Source organism: uncultured Pseudoflavonifractor sp. (assembly GCA_904419835.1).
GTDB lineage: Bacteria > Bacillota > Clostridia > Oscillospirales > Oscillospiraceae > Pseudoflavonifractor.
This window is the reverse complement of the sequence record CAJFTA010000030.1, coordinates 1-26,954: the sequence shown is the minus strand read 5'-3', so window position 1 is coordinate 26,954 and position 26,954 is coordinate 1. Positions and strand designations below refer to the sequence as shown.

22 protein-coding genes are annotated in these 26,954 nt (G+C 63.4%); 16 read left to right on the top strand and 6 right to left on the bottom strand.

The features are described 5' to 3' along the window. Positions 1-295: 295 nt before the first annotated feature. On the bottom strand, positions 296-2,287 hold the full coding sequence (locus QZY67_RS07005) for a fructose-1,6-bisphosphatase (RefSeq protein WP_295369351.1): 1,992 nt from the start codon (positions 2,285-2,287) through the stop codon (positions 296-298). A gap of 329 nt (positions 2,288-2,616) precedes the next feature. Here QZY67_RS07005 and QZY67_RS07000 point away from each other — a divergent pair, with 329 nt between their 5' ends. The 3 genes from QZY67_RS07000 to QZY67_RS06990 all read left to right on the top strand — a co-directional run bounded on the left by QZY67_RS07000 (position 2,617) and on the right by QZY67_RS06990 (position 7,490). Beyond that, positions 2,617-5,622 carry a sel1 repeat family protein gene (locus QZY67_RS07000; protein ID WP_295369349.1) on the top strand — a complete coding sequence of 1,002 codons (3,006 nt, stop codon included), beginning with the start codon at positions 2,617-2,619 and terminating at the stop codon, positions 5,620-5,622. A gap of 406 nt (positions 5,623-6,028) precedes the next feature. Continuing rightward, positions 6,029-7,141 (top strand): HD domain-containing phosphohydrolase, encoded by a 1,113-nt coding sequence (locus tag QZY67_RS06995; protein ID WP_295369347.1) that lies wholly within the window; start codon positions 6,029-6,031, stop codon positions 7,139-7,141. Continuing rightward, positions 7,134-7,490, top strand: a complete 357-nt coding sequence (locus tag QZY67_RS06990) for an Hpt domain-containing protein (protein WP_295369345.1) — start codon at positions 7,134-7,136, stop codon at positions 7,488-7,490. The genes QZY67_RS06995 and QZY67_RS06990 overlap by 8 nt, the downstream gene beginning before the upstream one ends. A gap of 149 nt (positions 7,491-7,639) precedes the next feature. On the opposite strand, the gene QZY67_RS06985 is transcribed toward QZY67_RS06990, so the two are convergent. After that, the gene (locus QZY67_RS06985; protein WP_295369343.1) at positions 7,640-8,323 is read right to left on the bottom strand and encodes an NlpC/P60 family protein; all 684 of its coding nucleotides are present in this window, start codon (positions 8,321-8,323) and stop codon (positions 7,640-7,642) included. A 102-nt stretch (positions 8,324-8,425) separates the two neighbouring features. Here QZY67_RS06985 and QZY67_RS06980 point away from each other — a divergent pair, with 102 nt between their 5' ends. From QZY67_RS06980 to QZY67_RS06965, 4 genes are all read left to right on the top strand, one after another. Continuing rightward, positions 8,426-8,707: a FeoA family protein gene (locus QZY67_RS06980; protein ID WP_295369341.1), complete on the top strand. Its 282-nt coding sequence runs from the start codon at positions 8,426-8,428 to the stop codon at positions 8,705-8,707. Beyond that, entirely contained in the window at positions 8,698-10,848 is a 2,151-nt protein-coding gene (gene feoB / locus QZY67_RS06975; RefSeq protein ID WP_295369340.1) for a ferrous iron transport protein B, read from the top strand. The genes QZY67_RS06980 and feoB overlap by 10 nt, the downstream gene beginning before the upstream one ends. 275 nt (positions 10,849-11,123) lie before the next feature. Then, a complete protein-coding gene (locus QZY67_RS06970) occupies positions 11,124-11,504 on the top strand; it encodes a BlaI/MecI/CopY family transcriptional regulator (protein ID WP_295369338.1) in 381 nt (126 codons plus the stop codon). Beyond that, positions 11,504-12,997, top strand: a complete 1,494-nt coding sequence (locus QZY67_RS06965) for a M23/M56 family metallopeptidase (RefSeq protein ID WP_295369336.1) — start codon at positions 11,504-11,506, stop codon at positions 12,995-12,997. The genes QZY67_RS06970 and QZY67_RS06965 overlap by 1 nt, the downstream gene beginning before the upstream one ends. A gap of 321 nt (positions 12,998-13,318) precedes the next feature. Here the strand turns inward: QZY67_RS06965 and QZY67_RS06960 are convergent, their stop codons facing one another. Then, entirely contained in the window at positions 13,319-14,500 is a 1,182-nt protein-coding gene (locus QZY67_RS06960) for an iron-containing alcohol dehydrogenase (protein ID WP_295369334.1), read from the bottom strand. 194 nt (positions 14,501-14,694) lie between these two features. Continuing rightward, on the bottom strand, positions 14,695-15,876 hold the full coding sequence (locus QZY67_RS06955) for a M20 family metallopeptidase (RefSeq protein ID WP_295369332.1): 1,182 nt from the start codon (positions 15,874-15,876) through the stop codon (positions 14,695-14,697). Between the two features lie 103 nt (positions 15,877-15,979). Between QZY67_RS06955 and QZY67_RS06950 the strand changes: the two genes are divergently transcribed. Beyond that, positions 15,980-17,347: an MATE family efflux transporter gene (locus QZY67_RS06950; RefSeq protein ID WP_191391205.1), complete on the top strand. Its 1,368-nt coding sequence runs from the start codon at positions 15,980-15,982 to the stop codon at positions 17,345-17,347. Positions 17,348-17,650: 303 nt separating this feature from the next. Here the strand turns inward: QZY67_RS06950 and QZY67_RS06945 are convergent, their stop codons facing one another. Beyond that, positions 17,651-18,538 carry a ribokinase gene (locus QZY67_RS06945; protein ID WP_191391204.1) on the bottom strand — a complete coding sequence of 296 codons (888 nt, stop codon included), beginning with the start codon at positions 18,536-18,538 and terminating at the stop codon, positions 17,651-17,653. Between the two features lie 4 nt (positions 18,539-18,542). Continuing rightward, positions 18,543-19,538 (bottom strand): LacI family DNA-binding transcriptional regulator, encoded by a 996-nt coding sequence (locus QZY67_RS06940; RefSeq protein ID WP_191391203.1) that lies wholly within the window; start codon positions 19,536-19,538, stop codon positions 18,543-18,545. A gap of 198 nt (positions 19,539-19,736) precedes the next feature. On the opposite strand from QZY67_RS06940, the gene rbsD reads away from it, so the two are divergent. The 8 genes from rbsD to QZY67_RS06900 all read left to right on the top strand — a co-directional run. Continuing rightward, positions 19,737-20,135: a D-ribose pyranase gene (gene rbsD, locus QZY67_RS06935; RefSeq protein ID WP_191391202.1), complete on the top strand. Its 399-nt coding sequence runs from the start codon at positions 19,737-19,739 to the stop codon at positions 20,133-20,135. A 37-nt stretch (positions 20,136-20,172) separates the two neighbouring features. Then, entirely contained in the window at positions 20,173-20,760 is a 588-nt protein-coding gene (locus QZY67_RS06930; RefSeq protein WP_191391201.1) for a hypothetical protein, read from the top strand. Positions 20,761-21,123: 363 nt separating this feature from the next. After that, a complete protein-coding gene (polA, locus tag QZY67_RS06925) occupies positions 21,124-23,799 on the top strand; it encodes a DNA polymerase I (protein ID WP_191391200.1) in 2,676 nt (891 codons plus the stop codon). Positions 23,800-23,831: 32 nt separating this feature from the next. Beyond that, on the top strand, positions 23,832-24,290 hold the full coding sequence (gene rimI / locus QZY67_RS06920) for a ribosomal protein S18-alanine N-acetyltransferase (RefSeq protein ID WP_191391199.1): 459 nt from the start codon (positions 23,832-23,834) through the stop codon (positions 24,288-24,290). Next, positions 24,287-24,868 carry an N-acetyltransferase gene (locus QZY67_RS06915; RefSeq protein ID WP_191391198.1) on the top strand — a complete coding sequence of 194 codons (582 nt, stop codon included), beginning with the start codon at positions 24,287-24,289 and terminating at the stop codon, positions 24,866-24,868. The genes rimI and QZY67_RS06915 overlap by 4 nt, the downstream gene beginning before the upstream one ends. Continuing rightward, complete coding sequence (locus tag QZY67_RS11950) at positions 24,768-25,139, top strand: helix-turn-helix transcriptional regulator (protein ID WP_366448950.1); 372 nt, start codon at positions 24,768-24,770, stop codon at positions 25,137-25,139. The genes QZY67_RS06915 and QZY67_RS11950 overlap by 101 nt, the downstream gene beginning before the upstream one ends. Before the next feature lie 22 nt (positions 25,140-25,161). Beyond that, positions 25,162-26,172 (top strand): tRNA (adenosine(37)-N6)-threonylcarbamoyltransferase complex transferase subunit TsaD, encoded by a 1,011-nt coding sequence (gene tsaD, locus QZY67_RS06905; RefSeq protein WP_191391196.1) that lies wholly within the window; start codon positions 25,162-25,164, stop codon positions 26,170-26,172. Positions 26,173-26,720: 548 nt separating this feature from the next. Then, positions 26,721-26,954, top strand: a 234-nt coding sequence (locus QZY67_RS06900) for a hypothetical protein (RefSeq protein ID WP_295369325.1), incomplete at its 3' end; no start/stop codon positions are given.

Genomic DNA, 26,954 nt, shown 5'->3' with positions numbered 1-26,954 from the left:
GATTTCTGATGAAATTGTCGGCAAAAATTTCATGAGAAGTGTCATTTTCGAGGCACATGTCCCCGAAAATGACGGATTTTCATTTGATTCCGTCATCTGTGGATGACGGAACTCTGCGAGGCTTCCCCTTCTGGGAGGTTTTTCGACACGCTGAGGCCCCCGGCTCAGCCGGGGGCCTCAGACGTTCGGGAAAGCCTCGCAGTGTTCGCGCCCGCAGGCGCGGGCAGCTTCCACACTTGCGGGCTGTATCTGATTCCAAAAAGCGGCGAGCCGCTTTTTGGATGGTATGAGGCGCTTACTTCCGGTGATCTTCCTTGACAAGGCCGGAGCGGTAGGCGGCCAGAAGGGCCTTCAAATCGTCCACCTGGCGCTGGAGCTCGCTGCCGATGTCGGTGGAGCGGATCTTGACCTTGTCGTCCATCCGCTCAAAGACAACGGAGGAGGAGAGAATGTCCCGGTTCTCCCGGATGGCGTTCTCCCGGCCCTCAAAGGGCTCGTGGGAGACGATGCGCATGGACTCAGAGTTGTAGATGAGGGTGTAGCCGGCGATGCCGGTGGTGGGCTGGTAGGCCCGGCAGAAGCCGCCGTCGATGACGATGAGCTTGCCGCCGCCCTTGATGGGGCTCTCGCCCTTGCGGGACTTGACGGGCACGTGGCCGTTGATGATGTGGCAGTGGGGGCCCTCCAGGCCGAACTCCCTGAGCAGCCGCTCGCACACCGCCGGGTCGTTGTAGAAGGTGTAGTAGGCGTTCTTGGGCTCGGCCCAGGAGGACTCGTCCTTGATGAGCCGCCGCTCAAAGGTGGTCATCCGGTCCCGGCCAAAGACGGGGGAGCCCCGGCCGCACCAGAGGAACCAGAGGTAGTCCATGCCGTACTGCCGCTCCTCGCTGCCCGGCTTGGCGTAGTACCCCTGGCGGGCCACCGCCTCGGCGTAGTCCAGGAAGGCCCGGCCGGACAGGATTTTTCCGTCTGCCCGGAAGGTGAGCAGCTCCCCCTCCGGCGTCAGCGGGATGCAGCCGTGGAGCAGCAGGTTGCCGTTATAGATCTTGTACAGCCCGCCCTTGGAGTAGAGGAAGCGGACGTGCCGCTGGAGCTTCTCGCTGCGCTGGAAGGAGTTGGTCAGCTGGTTGATGACCTCGTCCTCCTCGGGGGAGAGCTCATAGGGATTGGAGCGGTCCACGGTGGGGAAGTCGGTGTCAGAGAGCTGGTACTCCACGCCGTCGATGACAATGGACTTCTTCTCGTAGTCGATCTTGTCCAGCAGCAGCCGGTCCTCCATGCCGAACTCGGGGTGGCGGAGAATCTTCTGGCCCTCCAGCTTGAAGAGAATGATGGTGATGGCCTTGTGCATCCGGGCGGCCAGGGCCTTGTCCTTCTCGGTGTAGTTGTTGGCGTCGTCCCCGGCGAACTTGGCCTTGAAGCAGGAGCAGTCCACGTCCTTATAGAACTCGTTGGCAAACAGGGCCAGGGGCCGCAGAGAGATGCCGTAGCCCGTCTCAATGACCTCCAGGTTGTTGTAGTGGATGGAGTTGGACAGCACCGTGGCCACCAGGGTGCGGCTGCCGGTGGCGGCCCCCATCCACAGCACGTCGTGGTTGCCCCACTGGATGTCCACCGAGTGGTACTCGGTCAGGTAGTCCATGATGATGTCCGCCCGGGGGCCCCGGTCGAACATGTCGCCCACAATGTGCAGGTGGTCCACCACCATGCGCTTGATGAGCTCGCACACGGCCACAATAAAGTCCTCGGCCCGGTCGATGTCGATGATGGTGGATATGATATTCTCATAGTTGGAGCGTTTATTATGGTACTCGTAGTTGGTGTTGATGAGCTCGTCGATGATGTAGGCGTACTCCTTGGGCATGGCCTTGCGGACCTTGCTTCGGGTGTACTTGGATGTGACCATGCGGCAGATGTCGATGAGCCGGTGGAGGGTGATGCGGTACCACTCCTCCATGTCCCTGGTCTCCCTGGCCACCTGGGCCAGCTTCTCCTCGGGGTAGTAGATGAGGGTGGCCAGCTGGTCCCGTTCCGCCTTGGACACGCTGGAGGAGAAGAGCTCGTCCACCTTCTCCCGCACCACGCCGGAGGCGGAGTTCATGATGTGGAGAAAGGCCTCGTACTCGCCGTGGACGTCGGAGATAAAGTGCTCGGTGCCCTTGGGTAGGTTCAGAATGGCCTGGAGGTTGATGATCTCGCTGCTGGCGGCCTGGACCGTGGGGTACTGGCGGGAGAGCATCTGGAGATAGCGCAGGCTGGGGGCAGAAGCGGCTGCTTCCTTTTTCATGGGGGTCCTCCTTCCAAAAACAGGTGGCGGTGCGGCCCTCCGCCGGGGGCGGGAGGCCGGGCCTGACTGTGCGCGGGGAGTTCATACGATATATTGTAGCATGGAAGCGGAAAATGAAAAGTATATTTTGTGTGAATTTACGGAAAAATACAGGGAAAATGTCCCGCCGGCAGGGCGCACAGGGGGAGAAGCGCCCCCGGCGGCGGCAAAGAGAGCCGCCCGCCCGCATTGACAGAAGCCGTTTTCGCTGGTAGAGTAAAGAGGACTGAGAGGTGTTTTTCATGTGCCCTGAAAATGAAGACAGAGCGGAATTTTTCAACGGAGATCAGGTGATCTTTGTCAATACGGAACTGATCCAGCGGGCGGTGGCCGGGCTCCAGCGGTCCCGGGAGGAGTTCCAGGCCCTGCTGGATCAGGCGGAGCTGGGGGATCTGTCCGCCCAGTACGATCTGGCCATGAAATACGCCGACGGCGACGGGGTGGACCGGGATATGGCCCAGGCGGCCCACTGGTTTGCCCAGGCGGCGGAGCAGGACGACATGCGGGCCGTGGAGGCCCTGGGCCGCTGCTACCAGTTGGGCGAGGGCGTGGAGCAGGACGAAGGACGGGCGGTGGAGCTGTTCCGGCGCTGTGTGGACGAGGACTACGCGCCGGGCCAGTGCAGCCTGGGCCTGTGCTATGAGAACGGCAGCGGCGTGGACCGGGATCCGGTCCGGGCCGCCGAGCTCTACCAGCTCTCCGCCGACCAGGGGTACGCCCCGGCCCAGTGCAACCTGGCGGTGTGCTATCTCAACGGCATCGGCGTGGAGCGGGACGACAGCCGCGCCGCCGAGCTGCTGCGGCAGTCGGCGGATCAGGCGTTTCCCCGGGGAATCAGCCTGCTGGGCTGCTGCTACCGGGACGGAAGGGGCGTGGAGCCCGACGAGGCCCGGGCCGCCGAGCTCTTCCGCCTGGCGGCGGAGAAGCGGTACATACCCGCCCTGTGCGACCTGGGATTGTGCTATGAGAGCGGCAGCGGCGTGGACGAGGACCTGGCCAAGGCCGTGGAGTGCTACACCCAGTCCGCCGAGGAGGGCTATGCCCCCGCCCAGTGCAACCTGGGCTACTGCTATCTGGCGGCCATCGGCGTGGAGCAGGACGACGCCAAGGCGGCCCAGTGGCTGGCCAGGGCGGCGGAGCAGGGCTATCCCAGGGCCCTGCGGCTCATGGGCTGCCTGTACCAGGACGGCCGCGGGGTGGAGAAGGACCTGGAAAAGGCTGTGGAGTACTACCGCCGCAGCGCGGAGCAGGAGTATCCCCCCGCCCTGTGCGATCTGGGCCTGTGCTACGAGAACGGCGAGGGCGTGGAGAAGGACGAGCAGCGGGGCGCGGAGCTGTACCGCCGCTCCGGCGAGCTGGATTACGCCCCGGCTCAGTGCAACCTGGGCTTCTGTCTGCTCAGCGGCATCGGCGTGGAGAAAAACGCGGAGGAGGCCGTGGCCTGGCTGAAGCGGGCGGCGGAACAGGACTATGCCCGGGCCATCAGCATTCTGGGCGACTGCCTGGGCGAGGGGACCGGCCTGGAGAAGGACGAGGCGGCGTCCGCAGCCTGCTACCGGCGGGCCGCCGACCTGGGGTATGTGCCCGCCCAGTGCGCCCTGGGCCTGTGCTATGAGACGGGCGGCGGCGTGGAGCGGGATGAGAAGCAGGCCGTGGCCTGGTATACCCGTGCGGCGGAACAGGGGTACGCCCCGGCCCAGTGCAACCTGGCGGTGTGCTGCCTCAACGGCATCGGCACGGAGGAGGACGCCGGGCAGGCCGTGGCGTGGCTGGAAAAGGCGGCGGAGCGGGGCTTTGCCCGGGCCCTGGATATTCTGGGGGACTGCTGCCGCAACGGCACCGGAATGGAAAAGGACGAGACCCGGGCTGTGGCGCTGTACCGCCAGGCCGCGGAGCAGGGCTATGCCATGGCCATCTGCGACCTGGGCTTGTGCTACGAGATGGGCAGCGGCGTGGAGCGGGATGAGAAGCAGGCGGTGGAGTACTACCGCCAGGCGGCCCAGATGGGCTACCCGGCCGCCCAGTGCAACCTGGGCTACTGCTGCCTGGAGGGCGTGGGCACGGTGAAGCGGCCCGAGGAGGCGGTGAAGTGGTTCCGGCAGGCGGCGGAGCAGGGGTATCCCCGGGCCCAGAGCCTGCTGGGCACCTGCCTGCGGGACGGCCTGGGGACAGAGCCGGACGGAAGAGAGGCGGTCAGGTGGTATACCCTGGCGGCGGAACAGGGCTACCCGCCCGCCCAGTGCAGCCTGGGACTGTGCTATGAGAACGGCGACGGGACGGAGCCGGACCCGGCCCGGGCGGCGGAGCTGTACCGCCGGGCGGGGGAGCAGGGGTATGCCCCCGCCCAGTGCAATCTGGCGGTGTGCTATCTCAACGGCATCGGCGTGCCGGAGGATGAAGAGATGGCAGTGTCGTGGCTCATACGGGCCGCAGACCAGGGCTTTGGCCGGGCGCTCAATATTCTGGGCGACTGCTGCCGCCGGGGCGTGGGGACCAAGCGGGACCCTAAGCGGGCGGTGGAGTATTACAGGCAGGCCATCCAGGCGGGGTATGCCTCCGCGTTTTGCAGCCTGGGCTACTGTTATGAGGTGGGCGAGGGCGTGCCGGAGGACAAGGTCAAGGCCGTGGAGTACTACGCCCGGGGCGCCCAGGCCGGGGACGAGACCGCCCAGTGCAACCTGGGCTACTGCTATCTGGAGGGCATCGGCGCCAAGAAGGACCCGGGCCGGGGCGTCTCCTGGCTGCACAAGGCGGCCAAGCAGGGCTCCCTGCGGGCCATGTGCCTGCTGGGCGGCTGCTACCGGGACGGTGCGGGCGTCATGAAGGACGAGAAAAAGTGCGTGGACTACCTGACCAGGGCCGCCGAGGGAGGGTACGCCCCGGCCCAGTGCAACCTGGGGCTGTGCTATGAGCAGGGCACCGGCGTGGCCGTGGACACCGCCAAGGCGGTGGAGTGGTACACCAGAGCCGCCGAGAACGGGGACCGGGCCGCCCAGTGCAACCTGGGCTACTGCCTCCTCAACGGCATCGGCGCGGCCAGGGATCCGGCGGGCGCGGTGGAGTGGTTCCGGCGGGCGGCCAGGCAGGGGTCGGTCCGGGCCATGAACCTGCTGGCCGACTGCTGCCGGGACGGGGTCGGCACCCAGGTGGACCTGGCCCGGGCGGAGCAGCTCTACCAGGAGGCGGTCAGCCATGGAAGCCGGGAGGCGGAGGAGAGCCTGCGAAAGCTCCGCATTGCCAAGGCGGAGAGCAGGCAGACCAAAAAGTCCCTGTTCAAGCGGCTGTTCGGCGGCTGAGGGGGATAGAGAACGCCCAAAACCCCAGGGAAAAGTGCCCGCCGGAACCGGGGCGGGGGAGCACAGGGACTTTTGCGCTGCACAGCAGCGAGAAAGTAACAACATTTTTGGCAGCTTGGTGTGCGCGGAGCGGTCGGACTGCTCCGCGCACAGTTTTTCGCACATACCGGGAGTTGCAATTGGGAGAAAGCTATTTTATAATAAGAATGGTCGAATCAACCGCCCCGCAGCCTGTTGCAAAGGCGGATGCCGGGCCGCTTTTCCAGCGCGGCTGCTGCATGGAGGCAATTGCGGCGGTATTGCGGGGCAAATATCATGGAAGAATAGCGTGCAGGGCGGAACAGAACTTGCGTGGCCGGGCCGGGAGACTGCGGCCCTGTCCGCGCCCGTATGCAAGGAGAAAAATATGGAACCTAACTGCCGGGGACGGAATGCCGGTCAGGAGCCGGACACGGTGCTGATTGTGGACGATGACGAGATAAACCGGGCCATTCTGGAGAATATTTTCGCGCCATTTTACGCCATTGAGCAGCGGGAGAACGGAAAACTTGGGCTGGAGGCGGCGCTGAGCCTGCGGGACCGGCTGTGCGCGGTGCTGCTGGACGTGGTCATGCCCGAGATGAGCGGCATCCAGGTGCTGCGTGCCCTGGCGGAGGAGGGCTTTCCCGGCCAGATCCCCGTGTTTCTCATCACCGCCGAGGCCAGCGGCGACACCATGCGGGAGGCCTATCAGCTGGGCGTCATGGACGTGATCAGCAAGCCGGTGATCCCCTATGTGGTGGAGCGGCGGGTCAACTCGGTGGTGGAGCTGTTCCGGGCGAGGAAGCGGCTGGGCAACGTGGTGGAGCGGCAGCAGTCCGCTCTTCTGCGGCAGGCGGAGCAGATCATCGAGCTCAACCGGGGCATGATAGAGGCCCTGTCCACCGCCATTGAGTTTCGAAACGGCGAGTCTGGCGAGCATGTCCGCCGTATTCACGACATCACCCGCTATATGCTGGAGCACACCGAACTGGGGGCCGGCCTGTCGCCGGAGGATATCGACGCCATCGCCCTGGCCGCCATCATGCACGATGTGGGCAAAATCGCCATCCCGGACGCCATCCTCAACAAGCCCGGCCGCCTGACGGCCGAGGAGTTCGAGATTATGAAGACCCACACCGTCCAGGGCGCCCGGCTGCTGGAGCGGATTCCCCAGATGCGGGAGCTGGGCGCCTACCGCTACGCCTGCGACATCGCCCGCCACCACCACGAGCGGTGGGACGGGCGGGGCTATCCCGACGGCCTGAAGGGGGACGAGATCTCCGTCTGGGCTCAGATTGTCTCGCTGGCCGACGTGTACGACGCCCTGGTCAGCAAGCGGGTCTATAAGGACGCCTATGGCCGGGAGGAGGCCCTGCGCATGATCCGGGACGGGGCGTGCGGCACCTTTAATCCCGCGCTGCTGGCGTGCTTCTTCCGGGTGGAGCGGGAGCTGAGGGGCCTGTATCAGGCGCCGAAGGAGGAGAATGAAAATGGATGACCAAATCCGGGCGGGGCTGGCCGCTGCGGGCGTGGACGTGGACGAGGCCCTGGAGCGCTTCATGGGCAGCGAGGCCATGCTGGAGCGTTTTTTGAAGAAGTTCCCCGCGGACCGGGGATTTGCCGCCCTGACCGCCGCCCTGGAGGAGGGGGACCGCGAGGGGGCGGTCAGCGCCGCCCACACCCTGAAGGGGCTGTGCGGCAACCTGTCCATCAAGCCGCTGTTCGCGGGCTTTGAGCGCCAGGTGGCGCTGATGCGGGCCGGCGACTGGGATGCCGCCGCCGCCATGATGCCCCAGCTTACTGAGGACTACAACCGGGCCGTGGAGGCCATTTTGGCCCTGAGCTGACCGGGATAGACACAGAAAACCCGCCGGATGGGAGAGCGTATCTCCGGTCCGGCGGGTTATTTTTATTGCCCGCCAAAGGGGGGCGGTAAAACGCCTATATGGCGCGCTCCGCCGCGCCATGGGCTTAAAATCCCGGCACACGGCGTATTTTATGCCGCGCCATAAATCTGATAGAACGCCGGGCGGCCGATGAGGGCAAAGCCGATGCCTGCGCCGTCCGGGGAGCGGACCACGCCGCCCAGGGTCTTGGAGCAGTGGACAATTTCCAGCGTGCCCGCCTCCGTGGGGCCGAGCACAATCCCCACATGGCTCAGGTCGGGGAAAAAGGCCAGGTCCCCCGGCTGGGCCTCCTCCCAGGCCACCGGCGTACAGCGGGAATACTGGTCCCGGGCGCCGTTGCCGATGGCGGAGAGGGCGCCGGCGTCCCCTGCCGCGTTGACCGCCGCCCAGGTCACCAGCCCGGAGCAGTCCAGGCCGAAGGGGACCAGGGTCCCGGTGGTGTCGCTTCCGCCGGCGGTGACCACGGCCGGCACCCCCCAGCGGGGGTCCCAGCCCAGGCGGACCGACTTGCCGCCCCAGAAGTAGCCCACCCTGCCCGCCAGGGCGGCGGCGTTTTCCACCATGGCCCGCCGCAGGGGGGACAAATCCTCCGGCAGGAAGAGAGAGGGAGCGGGGGAAACTGGAGTGGGAGGGGAAGCTTTCCGAGGAAAAAATGGGAGCAGCAGCCCGGACAGCAGAAGAGCCATGCCCAGCAGGCGGAGGATACGGCTCCATCCGCCGAAGGCGCGCCGCCTCCGCCGTTTTCTCCGCCGGGGCGGGTATGGACGTCTCACAGCCGGTTCCTCCTCTCGCCGTCACCACCGGGGGGGCGGCTCAATAGGATAGATGGGGGAGAACCATCCCCCGCCTACATGTTATGTGAGGAGCGTTCCAATATGAGCGAATTGATTTCCCTCTGCGGCCTGGGGGTGGGAGGAAGCGCCCGGGTGGCGGAGGTGGCGGGCGAGCGGGCCATGCGCCGCCGCCTGATGGATATGGGCCTCATCCCCGGCACCAGGGTGACCTGTGTGGCCGCCAGTCCGGCGGGCGACCCGTCGGCCTATCTCATACGGGGGGCGGTGGTGGCCCTGCGGGAGCGGGACGCCGCAGGCATCCGGGTGGAGCCTGCCGCCGCATTTTGCCCGGCCTCTGCCGGGGAGGAACCCCGGTGGGCCTGACCGGGGCGTCCACCGGCGCGGCGGCGGTGGACCATGGCCTGAACATTGAAAAGCTCCGGCCGGACGACAAGGTCATCGCCCTGGCGGGCAACCCCAACGTGGGCAAATCCACCGTGTTCAACAGTCTGACCGGTATGCATCAGCACACAGGAAACTGGCCGGGCAAGACGGTGGGCAGCGCCCAGGGCCGGTGCGAGCACAGGGGGTGGGGCTATGTGCTGGTGGACCTGCCGGGCGCCTACTCCCTCATGGCCCACTCCGCCGAGGAGGAGGTGGCCCGGGACTTTCTGTGCTTCGGCGGGGCGGACGGGGCCATTGTGGTGTGCGACGCCACCTGCCTGGAGCGGAACCTGAACCTGGTGCTCCAGACCCTGGAGCTGGAACCCCGCACCGTGGTGTGCGTCAACCTGATGGACGAGGCGGCAAAGAAAGGCATCCGGGTGGATTTAGAGCAGCTGTCGGAGCGGCTGGGGGTGCCCGTGGTGGGGACCTGTGCCGGGCGGGGCCAGGGGCTGGAAGCCCTGCTGGACGCGGCGGAGAAGGTGATGGCGGCGGAACAGCCGCCCAACCCCATCCGGGTGCAGTACCCCGGCCCCGTTGAGACGGCGGTGGAGCGGCTGCTCTCTCTGGTGGAGGCCCGGACGGCGGGGAAGCTCCCCGGCCGCTGGACCGCCCTCCGGCTGCTGGAGGGGGAGCCGGCTCTGCTGGCCAGGCTGGAGGAGGCGCTGGGCGTTGGCTTGGCAGGGGACGGGGAGCTGACTGAGGCCCTGGCGGAGGCCTGGGCGTGGCTGGAGGCGCGCGGGGTCAGCCGGGAGAACCTGGGGGATCGGCTGGCCGCCGGGCTGGTGATGACCGCCGAGGCGGTGTGCGCCGGGGCGGTGAAGTGCGCCCGGGAGGACTACGCCCGCCGGGACCGCGTTTTGGACCGGCTCTTCACCAGCCGCGCCACGGGCATCCCGGTGATGCTGGCATTGCTGGCGGGGGTGTTCTGGCTGACCATCCAGGGGGCCAACTACCCCTCCCAGCTGCTGTCTGACGCCCTCTTCTGGCTCCAGGACCGGCTGACCGACCTGTTTACATACTGGAACGCCCCGGCGTGGCTCCACGGGGCACTGGTATTGGGGGTCTACCGGGTGCTGGCCTGGGTGGTGTCGGTGATGCTGCCCCCCATGGCCATCTTTTTCCCCATCTTTACCCTGCTGGAGGACTTCGGCTACCTGCCCCGGGTGGCCTTTGTGCTGGACCACGCCTTCCAGAAGGCCAGAGCCTGCGGCAAGCAGGCCCTGACCATGGCCATGGGCTTCGGCTGCAACGCCGCCGGGGTGGTGGGCTGCCGCATCATCGACTCCCCCCGGGAGCGGCTCATCGCCATGCTCACCAACAGCTTTGTGCCCTGCAACGGCCGCTTTCCCACCCTGATCGCCATCATCACCATGTTTTTTACGGGCACCGAAGCCGGGCCGGGGCGGACACTGCTGTCCGCCCTGCTGCTCACCGGGGTGATTGTGCTGGGGGTGTTTCTCACCTTCCAGGTCTCCCGGCTGCTGTCGGCCACGGTACTCAAGGGCGTGCCCTCCTCCTTCACCCTGGAGCTGCCACCCTACCGCCGCCCCCGGGTGGGACAGGTGATTGTCCGCTCAGTGCTGGACCGGACGGTGTTCGTGCTGGGGCGGGCGGTGATGGTTGCCGCCCCGGCGGGGCTGCTCATCTGGGTGCTGGCCAATGTGCAGGCGGGGGGCGTCAGCCTTCTGGCCCACTGCACCGGCTTCCTGGACCCTCTGGGCCGGGCCCTGGGCATGGACGGCGTGATTCTGACCGCCTTTATCCTGGGCTTTCCCGCCAACGAGATTGTCATCCCCATCATGCTCATGGCCTACCTGGCCACCGGCAGCCTGACCGGCTACGAGAGCCTGGACGCCCTGCGCACCCTGCTTGTGGACCAGGGCTGGACCTGGCTGACGGCGGTGTGCACCATGCTCTTCTCCCTGGTCCACTGGCCCTGCTCCACCACCTGCATGACCATCGGCAGGGAGAGCGGCAGCTGGAAGTGGACCCTGCTGGGCTTCGGGCTGCCCACGGCCATCGGCATGGCGCTGTGCTTCCTGGTGGCCACCACCGCCCGGTTGCTGGGGCTGGCGTAGAGAGATAGAAAAGGACTGCGATAAACCCTGAGACTTAAGGCTTCGGAGGGAAAGATAGTGTGAAAGAAAACCGTCAGGGTTGTCTTTCGCGTGGAATCAAACCACTTTTTCAAACTTTTTAAGGTTTGAAAAAGTGCAGCAGCCTGTCGAAAAGACTTTTTCGACAGGCTGAAATCCTCTCCCACCGTGAGAGGATTTTTTGCTTGACTTTTCACCTACAAGATGTTAAGGTAAATACACCTACAAGTTGTAGTTGAAATACTGGAGGGATTTCCATGGAAAAACGGCAGCTGTCAGACTCCGAGCTGGAGCTGATGCGGGTGGTCTGGAGCCGGGGCGGACGGGCCCGCTTTGCCCAGGTGATGGAGGCCCTGGCGGGACAGGGGAAGGACTGGAAGGCCAACACGGTGCTCACCTTTCTCTCCCGCCTGGTGGAGAAGCAGATGCTGGCGGTGGAGAAAAACGGCCGGCTCAACGTGTATGTGGCCCTCCTGCGGGAGGAGGACTACGCCGACCAGCAGACCCGGTCCTTCCTGGACAAGGTGTACGGCGGCAACGCTGGGCGGCTGGTGTCCTCCCTGCTCAAGCAGGACTGCCTTACCGCGGAGGATCTGGACGAGCTGAAGGCCTTTTGGGAGAAGGGCGGGAAGGCGTGATGGGCGGGGCGCTGTCCACTCTGCTCAGCCTGACACTGTCCGGGTCGGTGCTCATTGTGCTGCTGCTGGCCCTCATGCCCCTGCTGCGTGACAAGTTGGGGCACAGCGGGCAGTACTACCTCTGGCTGGCGCCCCTGGCCCGGCTGCTGATACCGTTTTTCCCCTCTGTCCATCTGCCGGAGGGATTGTCCCAGGCCCTGCCGGAGGAGATGACAGCGGGCGCGTTGTGGCTGCGGGCCCCGGACATGGCCCTGGCCGGGCCGGACCGGCAGGGGGCGGGGCTGGATTTACCGGCCTTGCTGCCCGAATTGGCGGTGCTTCTGTGGGGGGCGGTGGCCGCCGCACTGGCCCTGCGGGCGGTCTGGCGGTATGGCCGGTGCCTCCGCACGCTGGAACGGGAGAGCCGTCCGGCGGGGGAGCGGGTCCGGGCGGTCTATGAGGACGCCTGCCGCATGACGGGGGTGGCCAGGCCCCCCAGGCTGCTGGTCTGTTCCGGCCTCCGCTCACCCATGCAGGCCGGTCTGCTCCGGCCCATGGTGCTCCTGCCCGACGAAAACGGCGGGGAGGAGGTGCTCCGGGCCGCCTTTCTCCACGAGCTGACCCACTACCGGCGGCTGGACCTGTGCTACAAGTGGCTGGCGGAGGCGGCGGTGTGCATTCACTGGTTCAATCCGCTGGTCTGGCTGCTCCGGCGGGAGCTGGGCCGGGCGTGTGAGCTCTCCTGCGACGAAGGGGTGCTGCGGCGGCTGGACGAGGCCGGGCGCAGAGCCTACGGCGCGGCCCTCCTCGCCCTGGCCCGGCCTGCGCCGGGAGAGACCAAACACAATATGACCCTTGCCATGAGCAGGGATGGAGAACAGCTGAAAGAGAGGTTGTATGCCATTATGAAATTTCAATCCAGAGGAAAGCTGACGGTCGCCGCGGCGGTGGGCGTGGCGGCGGCGCTGTGCCTGTGCGGCGTGCTGGCGGGGGCCTGCGCCGCCGACCTGACCGGACAGGCGGAGGAGAGCGGGGAGCCCGGCCTGCTGGTCATCTCGGAGCCCCTGGTTACGGAGGAACAGGCGGAGCCCGCCGGGGTGGACGCGGAGGAGCTGCTGTCCCCCCTGGACGGGGACAGGCTGACGGTGACCATGCCCTTCGGCACCCGGGTGCACCCCATCACCGGCCGGACCACCAGCCACGACGGGCTGGACCTGAAGGCGGACAGCGGCGCGGCGGTGTACGCCCCCCGGAGCGGCCAGGTGCTGGAGTCCGCCTTTGACCCGGAGTACGGCAACTATGTGGTCATCGGCTGGGACGGCGGGGAAGTGCTCTTCGCCCACCTGTCGGCCTGTGCGGTGGCTGAGGGGGACCAGGTGGCCCAGGGTCAGAACGTGGGCTATGTGGGCCAGACGGGCATGGCCACCGGGCCCCATCTCCACGTGGAGGTGCGGCAGGGCGGAGAGCCGGCAGACCCGGAGACCTGCTTTGCCGGCGTGACGTTCGTGCATTGAACATCCGGCAAACAAAAGCGGCGCTGTCCTTTGGACAGCGCCGCTTAGGCCGTCAAAAACCTCCCAGAAGGGGGAGCCTCGCAGAGTTCCGTCATCCGCAGATGACGGAATCAAATGAAAATCCGTCATTTTCGGGGACATGTGCCTCGGAAATGACACTTCTCATGAAATTTTTGCCGACAATTTCATCAGAAATCGAGGTGAAAATTTCATGCAACTCCTTCGAAAAAGTGGCAGAGGCCACTTTTTCGACAGCCACAAAGCGGCGCTGTCCAAAGGACAGCGCCGCTTTGTATGTAGGAGGGGAAAGGAGTAGTGAGATTAGAAGTCCACCTCAGTGCCGTAGTAGATGCAGGTGAACAGCTTGGCCATGGTGGCGGGGTCGATGGGACGGGGGTTGGAGCCGGTGCAGGCGTCGCCCACAGCGTTGGTGGCGATGGTCTCCAGCTTCTCCTTGAACTCGTCCTCGATGATGCCGAAGTCCTTCAGGGTGTTGGGGATACCCATGGCGTCGTTCATGGAGCGGATCTTGGCGCGCAGGCCCTCCACCAGCTCGGCGGTGGTGTCGCCCACGACGCCCATGGTGCGGGCAATGTCGGCATAGCGCTCGGCAACGCCGTCAGCCTTGGCGTTGTAGGCGATGACGTAGGGCAGGTACATGGCGTTGGCCAGGCCGTGGGTGATGTGGCCGGTGGAGAAGGCGGCGCCGGTCTTGTGGGCCATGGAGTGGACAATGCCCAGCAGGGCGTTGGAGAAGGCCATGCCGGCCAGGCACTGGCCGTAGTGCATCTCCTCGCGGCAGGTCATGTCGCCCTTGAAGGACTTGATGAGGTCCTTCTCCACAATGTGGATGGCCTCAATCGCCAGAGGATCGGTGAACACGGTGTGCAGGGTGGACACATAGGCCTCGATGGCGTGGGTCAGGGCGTCCATACCGGTGTAGGCCACCAGGTGGGGCGGCATGGTCTCGGCCAGGGCGGGGTCCACGATGGCCACGTCGGGGGTGATGTTGAAGTCGGCCAGGGGGTACTTGATGCCCTTGGCATAGTCGGTGATGACGGAGAAGGCGGTCACCTCAGTGGCGGTGCCGGAGGTGGAGGGGATGGCACAGAACTTGGCCTTCTGGCGCAGCTCGGGGAAGTTGAAGGGGGTGATCAGGTCCTCGAAGGTGGTCTCGGGGTACTCATAGAAGGCCCACATGGCCTTGGCGGCATCGATGGGGGAGCCGCCGCCCATGGAGATGATCCAGTCGGGCTCAAACTCGCGCATCATGGCGGCGCCCTTCATGACGGTCTCGACGGAGGGATCGGGCTCCACGTTCTCGAACAGCTTGGTCTCGATGCCGGCTTCCTTCAGGTACGCAACGGCCTTGTCCACAAAACCGAAGCGCTTCATGGAGCCGCCGCCCAGAACCATGACGGCCTTCTTGCCCTTCAGGGTCTTGAGGGCCTCGAGCGCGTTGGGACCATAATAGATGTCGCGGGGCAGAGTAAATCTGGACATAGCAAAAACCTCCAAATAAATTGTCAGAAAGTATTGACAAAAAAATAACGATTCTTACCATCGACTATTATCACACTTTGACAAAGAAATGTCAATATCTATTTTACAATTTTTTCGTAAAAAATCCACGCCCCGGACAAGTGTTTCCGGGGCGTGGATATACAAAATGAAGAAAAGCGGCACCTCAGATTTTTTCACCGGAAAAAGTACTCCAGCGCCAGCTCCGCCGAGCGGGCCAGCAGGGCGGCGCCCAGGGGGAGGGCGTCGTCGTCAGTGCGGAACTGGGCGCTGTGCCAGCAGGCGTTCTCCCGGCCGGGGAAGCCGGAGCCCAGCCAGTAGAAGAAGCTGGGGATGCCCCGGGAGAGCACGGCGAAGTCCTCGCTGCCCATGTCGGGCCGGGGCTGGACCACGTTGGCCGCGCCCACCAGTTCCTCCGCGGCCTGTTTGGCCAGAGCGGTGGTCTCCGGGCCGTTCCAGGTCACGGGTACCTGGGGCTCCAGCACAAAGTCCGCCGTGCAGCCGTAGGCGGCGGCGATATCCCTGGCCAGAGACTCCAGCTTGGCGGAGGCGGCTGCCAGCACCTCATCCGAGTGGGCACGCAGGCTGCCCGTCATGGTGAGCAGGTCGGGGGCGAAGTTGTCCGGCGTGCCCGCGTGGATAGAGCACACCGAGCACACCAGGCTGTCCATCGGGTCGGTACAGCGGCTCACCACGGTCTGGGCGGCGCTGACAATGGCCGCGCCGGGGACAATCACATCCACGCACTTGTGTGGAGAGCCGCCGTGGCCGCTCTTACCGTAGAGGGTGAGGGTAAAGTTGTTCTTGCCTGCCATGATGGGGCCGGGGAGCACGGCAATCTGGCCGCAGGGTACCTCAGGACGGTTGTGGAGACCGAAAATGGCGGCGGGCTTGCCACCTGCCTTCTCCCACAGGCCGCGGCGCAGCATGGCCGCCGCCCCCTGGGTCACCTCCTCAGCGGGCTGGAAGATGAGCAGCACGGCGCCGGAGAGCTGTTCCCGCCGGGCTGCGAGGAGCTTGGCCGCGCCGTAGAGACAGGTGGTGTGGAAATCGTGGCCGCAGGCATGCATGACGCCCTCCGCCTCCGAGGAACCGGGACCCTCCGGCTCCTGAAGGGTGATGGCGTCGATGTCCGCCCGCAGAGCCACGGTGGGGCCGGGGTTTCCGCCCCGCAGCAGGGCAGCCACGCCGGTCTCCATGCCCAGGTCCAGAAATTCCGCCCCCAGCGGCTCCAGCAGGGCGCGGATTTTTGCCGTGGTGTTGACCTCGTGGAAGCTCAGCTCCGGTCTGCGGTGGAGCTGGGCCTTCAATTCCTCCAGGGCGGGGGCCAGCGCCCGCGCCTCCTCCAGCAGCGTCATGATAAACGCCATCCTTTCCCGGGCAGGGGATCTTTCTTGCCCTGTATTTAGAAATAGTATACAATGAAAAGAATAAAAGTCAAACCGGAAAGGAAGCAGACCCGTGGCGGAAGCAAAAAATGATTTTACAAAGGGCAGCGTGTCCGGGGCTATCACCAGGATGGCCCTGCCCATGACGGCGGCCCAGCTGGTGAATATCCTCTATAATATTGTGGACCGGATGTATATCGGACGCCTGCCCGGCGTGGGACGTCTGGCCCTCACCGGCGTGGGGCTGGTGCTGCCGGTCATCTCCATCATCATCGGCTTTGCCAACCTGTGCGGCACCGGCGGCGCGCCGCTGTGCTCCATCTGCCGGGGCAAGGGGGACAACGAGGAGGCGGAATGGGTCCAGGGCAACTCCTTTGCTCTGCTGCTGGGGCTGGGCGTGGTGCTCACCGCCCTCATCCTCCTGTTCCGTGAGCCCATTCTCTACCTCTTCGGCGCCAGCGGCGCCACCTTTCCCTATGCGGACAGCTATCTGTCCACCTACGCCCTGGGGACGGTTTTTGTCATGATCAGCCTGGGGATGAACCCCTTTATCAACGCTCAGGGCTTTGGCCGGATGGGGATGCTGACCGTGTCCATCGGAGCGGTAGTGAATATTGTATTGGACCCCATCTTTATCTTTGACTTCGGCTTCGGCCTGGGGGTGCAGGGGGCCGCCATCGCCACGGTCATCTCCCAGGCCTGCTCGGCTGCCTGGGTGCTGTGGTTCCTCACCGGGAAGCGGGCCATTGTGCGGCTGCGGCTGAGCCGGATGAAGCTCCGGGCGGCCCGGGCAGCCCGGATCCTGAGCCTGGGCGCCTCCGGCTTTGTTATGGCCCTCACCAACTCCCTGGTGCAGATTCTCTGCAACACCACCCTCCAGCACTGGGGCGGCGCGGGGTACGGCGACCTGTATGTGGGCGTGATGACCGTTATCAACTCGGTGCGGGAGGTCATCACCATGCCGGTCAGCGGCGTGACCCAGGGCTGCCAGCCGGTGCTGGGGTACAACTACGGAGCAGGGGCCAACGAGCGGGTCCGGCAGGGCATCCGGTTCACCACCGCGGTGACCATGGGGTATTCGGCGGCCGTCTGGGCGGTGGTCATGCTGTTCCCCGCCGCCTTCATCAGGTTGTTCAACAGTGACGCGGAGCTGATTGCAACCGGCGTGCCCGCCTTCCGCATCTACTTCTCCATCTTCTTCTGCATGTCCCTCCAGTTTATCGGCCAGTCTGTCTTTGTGGGCCTGGGCCGCAGCAGGAGCGCCATCTTCTTCTCCCTGCTGCGCAAAGCCTTTATCGTGGCCCCTCTGACCCTGCTGCTGCCGGCGCTTGGCCTCGGATATAACGGCGTGTTCCTGGCTGAGCCTATCTCCAACGTCATCGGCGGCCTGGCCTGCATCCTCACCATGTACTTCACCGTATACCGGAGATTGAAGGTGTAAAAATGCCGTTACTTTCGCGCCGCACAGCGGCGCAAAAGTCCTCGCTCCGCTCCCCGGAAGCCTTGCCGCGCAAGGCTTCCGGGGCATTCAATCCCACGCGAGGCGGGCGGCTGCCCCCCTCGCGCTCCCCCCGTACCAGTTCAGGCGGGCCCTTTTAAACCGAGTTTTTTCGGCACGCTGAAGTCCGCGCGTCCAGATGGACGCGCGGACTTTTTGGTACATAAGCGGTGAAACGCAGTCAGGAGAGCGCTTTGAGCAAGATGTGGTGGAGCGGCCGGTGGCCGGGACGCCGCCCGGGTGGACTCAGTTAAGGGAGGGAAGTTCGGCGCGGCTGGGGATCGAATCGACAGCGCCCGGGCGGGTGACACACAGACAGGCCGCCTCTGTGGCAATGGACATGGCGTCTTCAACGGCGGAGCCGCGGGCCAGCTCAGCCAGAAGGAATCCGGTATAGGTGTCTCCCGCGCCGGTGGTGTCGACGGCATTGACCTTGTGGGTCGGGTGAAAATGGCGCGTATTTCCGCACGCAAAGCAGGAACCTTCTGAGCCGAGCGTAAGAAAGACGTTAAGCGCCGGATAAGCGGAACAGAGATGGTCGAGCGCTTTTTCGGAGGAGTCCGCGGAGGTCATGGAGGCGGCCTCTGTTTCGTTCAGAATAAGATAATCCAGGCACTCCAGGGGCCAGCGCAGAATGTCCGGTGTAAAGGGGGAGGGGTTGAGGGCGACTCTGCCGCCCTTTTTTTTGATCTCGCTGATGATCTGAGCGGAAGAATTGATCTCATTTTGCAGAAGGAAGATATCACCGGCCCGGCAGCCGGCTAAAAACGACTGAATATCCTGCTCGGTAAAGGAGCCGTTGGCGCCTGCGTGGACAATGATGCAGTTTTGACCGGCGGTATCCAGCTGGATAATCGCGTGACCGGTGGGAAGCGCGCAGGCATGCACCTGGGAAATGTCGAGAGAATACGCAGAGCAGAGAGCGGAGAGAGAAGGATAATCCTCATGGCCGATTTTTGCGGCGAGGGAGACCTGCGCGCCTGCCTTTGCCAGGGCGATGGCCTGGTTCAGCCCCTTTCCGCCCCAGCCTGTCCGGTAGGATTCGCTGGCGATGGTCTCTCCGGGGCGGACGATATGGGGGACAGAATACAGGTGATCACGGTTAACAGAGCCAATCACAGTAATACGTTGCACGATGTCACTCCTCCTTTTTCCGTGTGCTTTGCCTTATAACCAGTTCGGGCTCAAACTGGATGGTCTGCTTGGGCAAATCCGGGTTATCCAATTCAAGAAACGCGCGTTTGCAGGCCTCAAAGCCGATATTGTAGCCCGACTGGCGGATGGTGGTTAACGGAACTTCCAGCAAATCGGCAAATGAAATATCGTCAAAGCCGACAATGGAGAGGTCCTGAGCCGGCTTAAGCCCCAGTTCGCGCATACGCTTGTAGATTCCGATGGCCATCATGTCGTTCCCGCAAAAGACGGCCGTAAATCCCGCGCTTATAATGGAATCAAGCAGCTGATACCCGCTCTTTGGGGCGTAATCCCCCTCAAAGATTGCGCTTTTGGGCAGCGGAAGGCCGGTCTCCTCAAAGGCCCAGCGGTAGCCGGCCAGCCGCTGCTGGCTGCTGGCCTGCGCGCCCGGGCCTGTGATGCAGGCAATATGCCTATGGCCCAAATCGATCAGATGCCGCGTGGCCAGATAGCCGCCCTTGCGGTGGTTGAGCAGCACCGCGCTGCGGTTCAGCGACAGGCTCTGACGGTCTACCTGAATGACAGGGAAGGAAAGCTGATCCAGCAGCGTGTTCGCCTGTTCGTGGGCCGAGACAATCAGCAGCGCCCGGACGCCCTGGCGGGACAGGGAACGGATGTTTTGATTGTCCATCTGGGGGGATTCGCCGTTTGTGCCCAGAAGAACCGTAAAGTCGTGGGTGCGTGCGCAGTCAATAACGCCTTGCGCAATTTCACCAAAAAAGAAATCGGAGATGTTTGGGACAATCAGGCCGATGGAGTGACATTCAGAAGCGGATGGAGAAGAATGGGAAGAGGTGGAATAGTTGAGCTGTTTTGCGGCTTCCAGCACTTTTCGGCGGCTCTCTTCGGACAGACGGTTTGGGCGCGCGTTGAGTACGAGGGAGATACTGGTGACCGATAAACCAGTCGCTTGTGCAATATCTTTCAGTGTAGTTCTCATGGTACGCCTCCCCGTGTATAGCTTTAATTATAAGGTAAACTATTTATCTTTATATGTCAATACAAAATTTTAAAGATAAAATTTTATCAATAAAATTATATTAAATATCAAAAAATGAAGATAAGCTATTGATAATATGTGCATATTGATTTATTCTTTAACTGCAAAGACTTTCTTAGGTAAAAAGAAGGTAAAAATATGCATAAAAATTGCATGATGAACAGTGACATAAACCGAGTCCTTGGCGAGCTGGGGCATACCGACCGATTGTGCATAGGAGACTGCGGCCTTCCGGTGCCGGCAGGCGTGGAAAAAATCGACCTGGCCTTGAAGAAAGGTATTCCGGGATTTTGGGACGTTTTGGAGGCTGTGGCCGAAAACATGCTGGTGGAACAGGTTACGGTGGCGGAAGAAATGAAGCTTCACTGCCCGGAGCTTTTAGAGAAAATCAGGCGGTATTTTGGAACAGCGGTGGAGCTCAGGTTTGTCTCCCATGCACAGCTGAAGAAAGAGACCCAATGCTGCAAGGCGATTGTGAGAACCGGCGAGATGACCCCTTATGCCAACATTATTCTAACAGCGGCATGTCTCTTTTAAGGTTAGAAGCAACTTTACAGGAAAAAGGAGGAGCATCATGAAAAGGAAACAGAAAAGATTTCTCTGCGGCATGACGGCGGCGGCGCTGCTTTTCCTGCTGGCCGGATGCGGAGAGACGCCGGACTCCCCGGAGGCCTCCGGCACGGGGGACTTCAGCGGACAGACGCTTACCGTGGCAAACTGGCAGTCCTACGGAACAGACGCGGACTACGGCGCCGCTCAGTTTGAGGCCATGTATGGCTGCAAGGTAGAGCATTACTTTATCAGCTCCGTGCCTGAGCTGATGCAGACGCTGCTCAACGGCGGGATGGACGAGATTGACGTCATCCGCCAGGAGAACAGGCTTTATGACGGAGCGCGCTATACTGTGTGTTCAGATGGAGAAAAAACAGAGCTGTACAGAAACGGCACCTTGCTCTTCTGCTCCGATCTGAAAACGCGCTTCAAGCACTTTGAATGGAAGGCGCACTATGGGAGCGTGGACGTGGAGGCAAAAGAGACCGGCACTGTCCGGTTCTGCAGAGAGAGCCCAAGAATGGTGCTTGCAGATGGCGCATGCCTGCCTGAGGGTACAGCCGAAATCACGGTCTCTCCCGGGCATCACCGGATAGAAATCTTTTGGTGATAGCTGTATCCTCGCCATATACCGCGCTTCTGGCGCGGAAAAGACGAACCGGGCGCGCGCTTGACGGGCCGCCCGGTTTGCGGGTTTGTCAAACCATATTGGACAGTGCGCGAAGAAGGCGGCAGCCGGGTTATCCGGCTGCCGCCTTGCGTGCGCTTTGTGCGGTTTAAGTCGAAGCAGAGCCTGTACAGAATTCAGAGTTGACGAACCTGATTATGAATTGACTGCCTCTATTTCATCGATGATGGTTTCTGTGGATACAATGGCGGGCCGCCCGGTTTTTCTTGCCCCAATGGGGGAAAACTGGTATACTGTATTCTGAAATGTTATGTCCGGGAGAACCCGGAGGCAGGAGGCAACCCCATGAAGCTCATGGTCATCGACGGAAATTCCATCGTCAACCGGGCGTTTTACGGCGTCCACATGCTCACCACCCGGGACGGGCAGCCCACCAACGCGGTGTACGGCTTCCTCACCATCCTCCAGAAGCTGGTGGAGGAGGAGAAGCCGGACGCCCTGTGCTGCACCTTTGACCGGAAGGCGCCCACCTTCCGCCACCTGGCCTACGAGGGCTATAAGGCCCAGCGGAAGGGCATGCCCGACGAGCTGGCCTCCCAGATGCCCATCCTCAAGGAAGTGCTGGACGCCATGAACATCCCCCGGTACGAGATGGACGGCTGGGAGGCGGACGACCTCATCGGCACCATCTCGGTGAAGGACGCCGCCGCCGGGTGGGACACGGTGGTGGTCACCGGCGACAAGGACTCCCTCCAGCTGGTCACCGACCGCACCCGGGTGAAGCTGGTGTCCACCCGCATGGGCCAGACCACCACCAAGGAGATGACCCCCGAGACCTTCCGGGAGGCCTACGGCTTTGACCCCATCCACATCATCGACCTGAAGGCCCTCATGGGGGACGCCAGCGACAACATCCCCGGCGTCAAGGGCGTGGGGGAAAAGACCGCCATGGACCTCATCCGGCGCTATCAGAGCGTGGAGGCCATCTACGCCGACCTGGACCAGGTGGAGGCCAAGCCCGCCGTGCTGAAAAAGCTGGCTGAGGGCAGAGAGCAGGCCAAGATGTCCTACGACCTGGCCACCATCCGCACCGACGCGCCCCTGGACTTCAAGCCCGAGGACGCCGCACGGCGGGAGGTGAACCAGACCGCCCTGTACCAGCTCTTCCTCAAGCTGGAGTTCTCCAAGCTCATCGACAAGATGGGACTGAAGGCTCCCCAGGGAGAGGCGGCCGTGGCCGCTGAGGAGCAGGTGGTTACCGGCACCTGCGAGAGCGAGGAGGTCACCGACATTACTCGGGCAGAGGAGCTGCTGGCCATCTGGAGAGGGCAGGAGAGCGTGGATGTGCTGGCCCTGCCCGATTTGAACGTGGTGGCGGTGGAGTGGTGGGAGAGCGAGTCCCACTCCAGAGCCGCTGTGCTTCGGGCCGATAAGCTGGAGGGATACAACGGCGTGCTCAAAGCCCTCTTTGCCGCCGATATCAAGAAAAATACCCACGACGTGAAAACCCTGCTCTCCCGGCTGCTGGAGGAGGGCGTGGAGGGGGACGGCTTTGCCTTTGACACCGCTATTGCCGCCTACCTCCTGGCCCCCACCGACGGCAGCTACGAGCTGGAGAAGCTGGGCATGACCTACTTCAACCAGGAGTTTCCCAAGGCCAAAGACACCTACCTGGCCCCAGACGCCTTTTCCCCCCTGGCCGACCAGGGGGCGGTGCTGGGCGGGCTGCTGAGCCACTGCGCCCTCATCGGGGCCCTGAAAAATGTGCTGGCCCCCCGGCTGGAGGAGCTGGGCATGCACCAGCTCTACTATGAGATTGAGCTGCCGTTGTGCCCGGTACTGGCGGCCATGGAGCACGCCGGCATGCTGGTGGACCGGAAGGCCCTCTCCGCCTTTGGCGACATGCTGGACGAGCGCATTTCCGCCGACCAGGCGGAAATTTATGCGCTGGCCGGGGAGACCTTCAACATCAACTCCACCCAGCAGCTGGGCAGGATTCTCTTTGACGGCGACAAGCTGGGCCTGCCGCCGGTGAAAAAGACCAAGACCGGCTACTCCACCAACGCCGAGGTGCTGGAGAAGCTGCGGGGACAGCACCCCATCATCGACAAAATTCTGGAGTACCGGCAGTACACCAAGCTGAAGTCCACCTATGTGGACGGCCTGGGCAAGGTGATCGCCCCCGACGGGCGCATCCACACCTCCTTCCAGAACACGGTCACCGCCACCGGGCGGCTCTCCTCCGCCGAGCCCAACCTGCAGAACATCCCGGTGCGCACCGAGCTGGGGGCGGAGCTGCGGAAGATGTTCGTGGCCCCCGCCGGGAAGGTGCTGGTGGACGCGGACTACTCCCAGATTGAGCTGCGGCTGCTGGCCCATATCGCCGGGGACGAGCACATGATAGAGGCCTTCCGCTCCGGGGAGGACATCCACACCGTCACCGCCGCCCAGGTATTCGGCGTGCCGGTGGACCAGGTCACCAAGCACATGCGCTCCTCCGCCAAGGCGGTCAACTTCGGCATCGTCTACGGCATCTCCGCCTTCTCCCTGTCCCAGGACATCGGCGTGCCCACCTACGAGGCCAAGGAGTACATTGAAAAGTACTTCGCCCGCTTCTCCGGCGTCCACGCCTATATGACCGACGTGGTCAGCCGGGCCAAGGCCGACGGCTATGTCACAACCCTCTTCGGCCGCCGCCGCTGGCTGCCCGAGCTCAAGTCCTCCAACTTCAATACCCGCTCCTTCGGCGAGCGGGTGGCCCTCAACATGCCCATCCAGGGCACCGCCGCCGACATCATGAAGCTGGCCATGATCCATGTCCACAGCCGCCTGCGGGAGGAGGGGCTCCAGGCCCGGCTCATCCTCCAGGTCCACGACGAGCTGATTGTGGAGTGCCCCGAAGAAGAGGCGGAGGCCGTCAAGGCCCTGCTCTCCCGGGAGATGGAGTCGGTGGCCCGGCTGTCCGTCCCCCTCATTGCCGACGCCGCCGCTGGCAGGAGCTGGGCGGAGGCCAAAGGGTAAATCAACAGAACAGACAACAGGAGTATCAGAACATGGATTTCAGACTGCTTCCCATGGACCGCTCCACGGTGCCCGACGTGGCGGCCATTGAGCGGGAGTGTTTCTCCCAGCCCTGGTCAGAGGATATGCTGGCCGAGGAGCTGTACAACGACAACGCGTCCTTCATAGTGGCCGTGGCCGACGACGGTACCGTACTGGGCTACGCCGGCCTCACCGTGGTGCTGGACGAGGGCTATATCAACAATGTCGCCGTCAAGAGCCAGTACCGCCGCATGGGCGTGGCCGACGCCCTGCTGGGGGCCTTTATCCGCTTCGGGGAGGCCCATCTGGCCTTCCTCACCCTGGAGGTCCGGGCCTCCAACGACAAGGCCATCTCCCTCTACCTGAAAAACGGCTTTGTCCAGGAGGGACGGCGGAAGGACTACTACAAGGACCCCGGGGAGGACGCCATCATTATGACCCGGCGCTTCAACCGGGGGGAAGAGGCATGACCGGCGGAGAGATCCGCCTTCTGGACGCCGCCGCCCTCCGGCGGGTGTACCGGGACCATGTGAAGGCGGACTTTCCGCCCGCCGAGCGCAAGCCGCTGGCCATGATTGAGCGGCAGGTCCGCACCGGGCAGTACGACACCCTGGGCCTGTTCCGGGGGGAGGCGCTGCTGGCCTACGCCTTTCTGTGGCGGGACAAGGAGGGGCACTGCGCCCTGCTGGACTACCTGGCGGTGTGCTGGGGCGGCCGGGGACAGGGCACGGGGAGCGCCTTTGTGGAACAGCTCAAGGCCCACTACGGCGGCTTTGACGGCCTGCTGGTGGAGGCCGAGGCGGAGGACCCCCAGGCGGGGGAGGAGCAGAACGCCCTCCGCCGCCGGCGGATTGACTTCTACCGCCGCTGCGGCTTCCGCATGCTGGACTACCGGGCCCGCCTCTTCGGCGTGACCTATTCCATGCTGGCCTCCGGCGCCCTCACCGATGCCGACGCCCTGGCCGCCCACCGGCGGCACTACCGCCTGGATGAGCCCGGATTCAACCCCCTCCGGGCCATGGCGGAGATTCCCTGCCCGACAGAGTGATGGGCGGGACAGAGACCGCAGCGCCGGAAGGCCCTTGAGGAGGCGAAGGCGGATGTATCCGCAGCCAATCAGATTGAAAGAGCTGAGAGAAAATGCAGGCCTGAAACAGACCGAGCTGGCGGCTATGATGGGAATTACAGAGCGCCAGTATCAGCGCTACGAGCGGGGAGAGGGAGAGCCCAAGCTGGCCGGATGGATCTGGCTGGCGGACTACTTCCAGGTCTCGCTGGACTATCTGGTGGGGCGGTCGGAGGACCCAACCCTCCATTGATGGAACGAAAGAAGGAATTTCCGTGAATATATTAGCCATTGAATCCTCCTGCGACGAGACCGCCGTGGCGGTGGTGCGGGACGGCCGCACCGTATTGTCCGATGCCATCGCCTCTCAGGCGGATATGCACGCCATCTACGGCGGCGTGGTGCCCGAGATTGCCTCCCGCAAGCACATCGAGGCCATTGCCGGCCTGGCCGACCAGGCCCTGGCCCAGGCCGGGGTGACCAAGGGGGACATCGGCGCCGTGGCCGTCACCTACGCCCCCGGCCTCATCGGCGCGGTGCTGGTGGGGGTCAACTTCGCCAAGTCCGTGGCCTTTGCCCTGGATGTGCCCCTGGTGCCCGTCCACCACGTCCGGGGCCACATCGCAGCCAACTACATCACCCATCCCGACCTGGAGCCCCCCTTTGTGTGCCTGTGCGTCTCCGGCGGCACCACCGCCATTGTGGACGTGCGCAGCTACACCGACATGGAGGTCATGGGCGCCACCCGGGACGACGCGGCGGGGGAGTGCTTTGACAAGGTGGCCCGGGTGCTGGGCATCGGCTACCCCGGCGGCGCGCCCATGGACCGGCTCTCCCGGGGCGGGGAGGACGGCAAATACACCTTCCCTACCGTCCATGTGGACGGCGCGCCCCTGGACATGTCCTTCTCGGGGCTCAAAACCGCGGCCATCAACCTGATCCACAACGCCCAGCAGAAGGGGGAGACTCTGGACCTGCCCGCCCTGGCCGCCTCCTTTGGCGCGGCGGTGAGCCGCACGCTGGTGCCCAGGGCCATGGAGGCCGCCCGGATGAAGGGGTACGGCAAGGTGGCCGTGGCGGGGGGCGTGGCGGCCAACAGCCGTATCCGGGCCGACCTGGAGCGCTCCTGCCGGGAGAGCGGGGACAGGCTCTACCTGCCTCAGCTGAGCCTGTGCGGCGATAACGGCGCCATGATTGGCTGCCAGGGCTACTATGAATACTGCGCCGGGAAGCGGGCGGGCATGGACCTGAACGCCTACGCCACCCGGGACATTGGAAAGGGCTGAGCAATCAGCCCTTTTCAGGCTGTCGAAAAAGTCCTTGGACTTTTTCGACAGCCTTCAAAAATTCCGTTACTTTCGCGCCGCACAGCGGCGCAAAAGTCCTCGCTCCGCTCGCCGCAAGCCTTGCCCGGCAAGGCATTGCGGGGCATTCGATTCCACGCGAGGCGGGCGGCTGCCCCCTCGCGCTCCCCCGCCCCGGTTCAGGCGGGTTCTTTTAAACCGAGGTTTTTCGACACGCTGAGGGCTGAGCAATCAGCCCTTTTGTTTTGCATGAAAAGGGAGGGAATCATGCAGAAAGGCAAAATAATAAAATTATGTAAACTAAATTCAGAGAATAAAAACAAAAGCGTGGTGTGCAAAACTAAGTGGATAAGTGGAAAAACTCTGAAAAACCAGCGAGAAATGAGTGTGGAAAACCCGGTGGAAAATGTGGATAACATATAGTAGACAGCGTTATGGTTTGGTGTTACGTTAACAGAAAAGGCGAGCAAAAACGATAAAATACTCTGAGAAAAATGGGATAGTACCGGGCAAAAGAGCAGAAGGATAGGGTGAAAAAACGGGAGGAAAGGGGAAGAACAGCGGAAACGCTGGAAAAAAGAAGAAATCAGAGGCGAGAAATGAAATCTTGCTGGCAAAACGAAGTGAGAATATACAGTTGGTATAGGGGAAAAGGAAAAGAAAACCGTGTAGGTTTGTCAAACATATTGGACGGCGAACTCGTTAGGAGAGGACCAGTTAAGCGGTCTCATAGGGAAGTCGTTAGAGCGGCGGTTATGGACAGC

What these genes read in the sequence shown, in the direction of transcription:
- QZY67_RS06940 (WP_191391203.1), bottom strand. Translation starts at nt 19,538, where the DNA reads ATGAGAACTACACTGAAAGATATTGCACAAGCGACTGGTTTATCGGTC.
- QZY67_RS06930 (WP_191391201.1), top strand. Translation starts at nt 20,173, where the DNA reads ATGAAAAGGAAACAGAAAAGATTTCTCTGCGGCATGACGGCGGCGGCG.
- QZY67_RS06980 (WP_295369341.1), top strand. Translation starts at nt 8,426, where the DNA reads ATGAGCGAATTGATTTCCCTCTGCGGCCTGGGGGTGGGAGGAAGCGCC.
- QZY67_RS06990 (WP_295369345.1), top strand. Translation starts at nt 7,134, where the DNA reads ATGGATGACCAAATCCGGGCGGGGCTGGCCGCTGCGGGCGTGGACGTG.
- polA (WP_191391200.1), top strand. Translation starts at nt 21,124, where the DNA reads ATGAAGCTCATGGTCATCGACGGAAATTCCATCGTCAACCGGGCGTTT.
- QZY67_RS11950 (WP_366448950.1), top strand. Translation starts at nt 24,768, where the DNA reads ATGCCGACGCCCTGGCCGCCCACCGGCGGCACTACCGCCTGGATGAGC.
- QZY67_RS06960 (WP_295369334.1), bottom strand. Translation starts at nt 14,500, where the DNA reads ATGTCCAGATTTACTCTGCCCCGCGACATCTATTATGGTCCCAACGCG.
- QZY67_RS07005 (WP_295369351.1), bottom strand. Translation starts at nt 2,287, where the DNA reads ATGAAAAAGGAAGCAGCCGCTTCTGCCCCCAGCCTGCGCTATCTCCAG.
- QZY67_RS06955 (WP_295369332.1), bottom strand. Translation starts at nt 15,876, where the DNA reads ATGACGCTGCTGGAGGAGGCGCGGGCGCTGGCCCCCGCCCTGGAGGAA.
- QZY67_RS06965 (WP_295369336.1), top strand. Translation starts at nt 11,504, where the DNA reads ATGGGCGGGGCGCTGTCCACTCTGCTCAGCCTGACACTGTCCGGGTCG.
- QZY67_RS06970 (WP_295369338.1), top strand. Translation starts at nt 11,124, where the DNA reads ATGGAAAAACGGCAGCTGTCAGACTCCGAGCTGGAGCTGATGCGGGTG.
- rimI (WP_191391199.1), top strand. Translation starts at nt 23,832, where the DNA reads ATGGATTTCAGACTGCTTCCCATGGACCGCTCCACGGTGCCCGACGTG.
- QZY67_RS06995 (WP_295369347.1), top strand. Translation starts at nt 6,029, where the DNA reads ATGGAACCTAACTGCCGGGGACGGAATGCCGGTCAGGAGCCGGACACG.
- rbsD (WP_191391202.1), top strand. Translation starts at nt 19,737, where the DNA reads ATGCATAAAAATTGCATGATGAACAGTGACATAAACCGAGTCCTTGGC.
- QZY67_RS06915 (WP_191391198.1), top strand. Translation starts at nt 24,287, where the DNA reads ATGACCGGCGGAGAGATCCGCCTTCTGGACGCCGCCGCCCTCCGGCGG.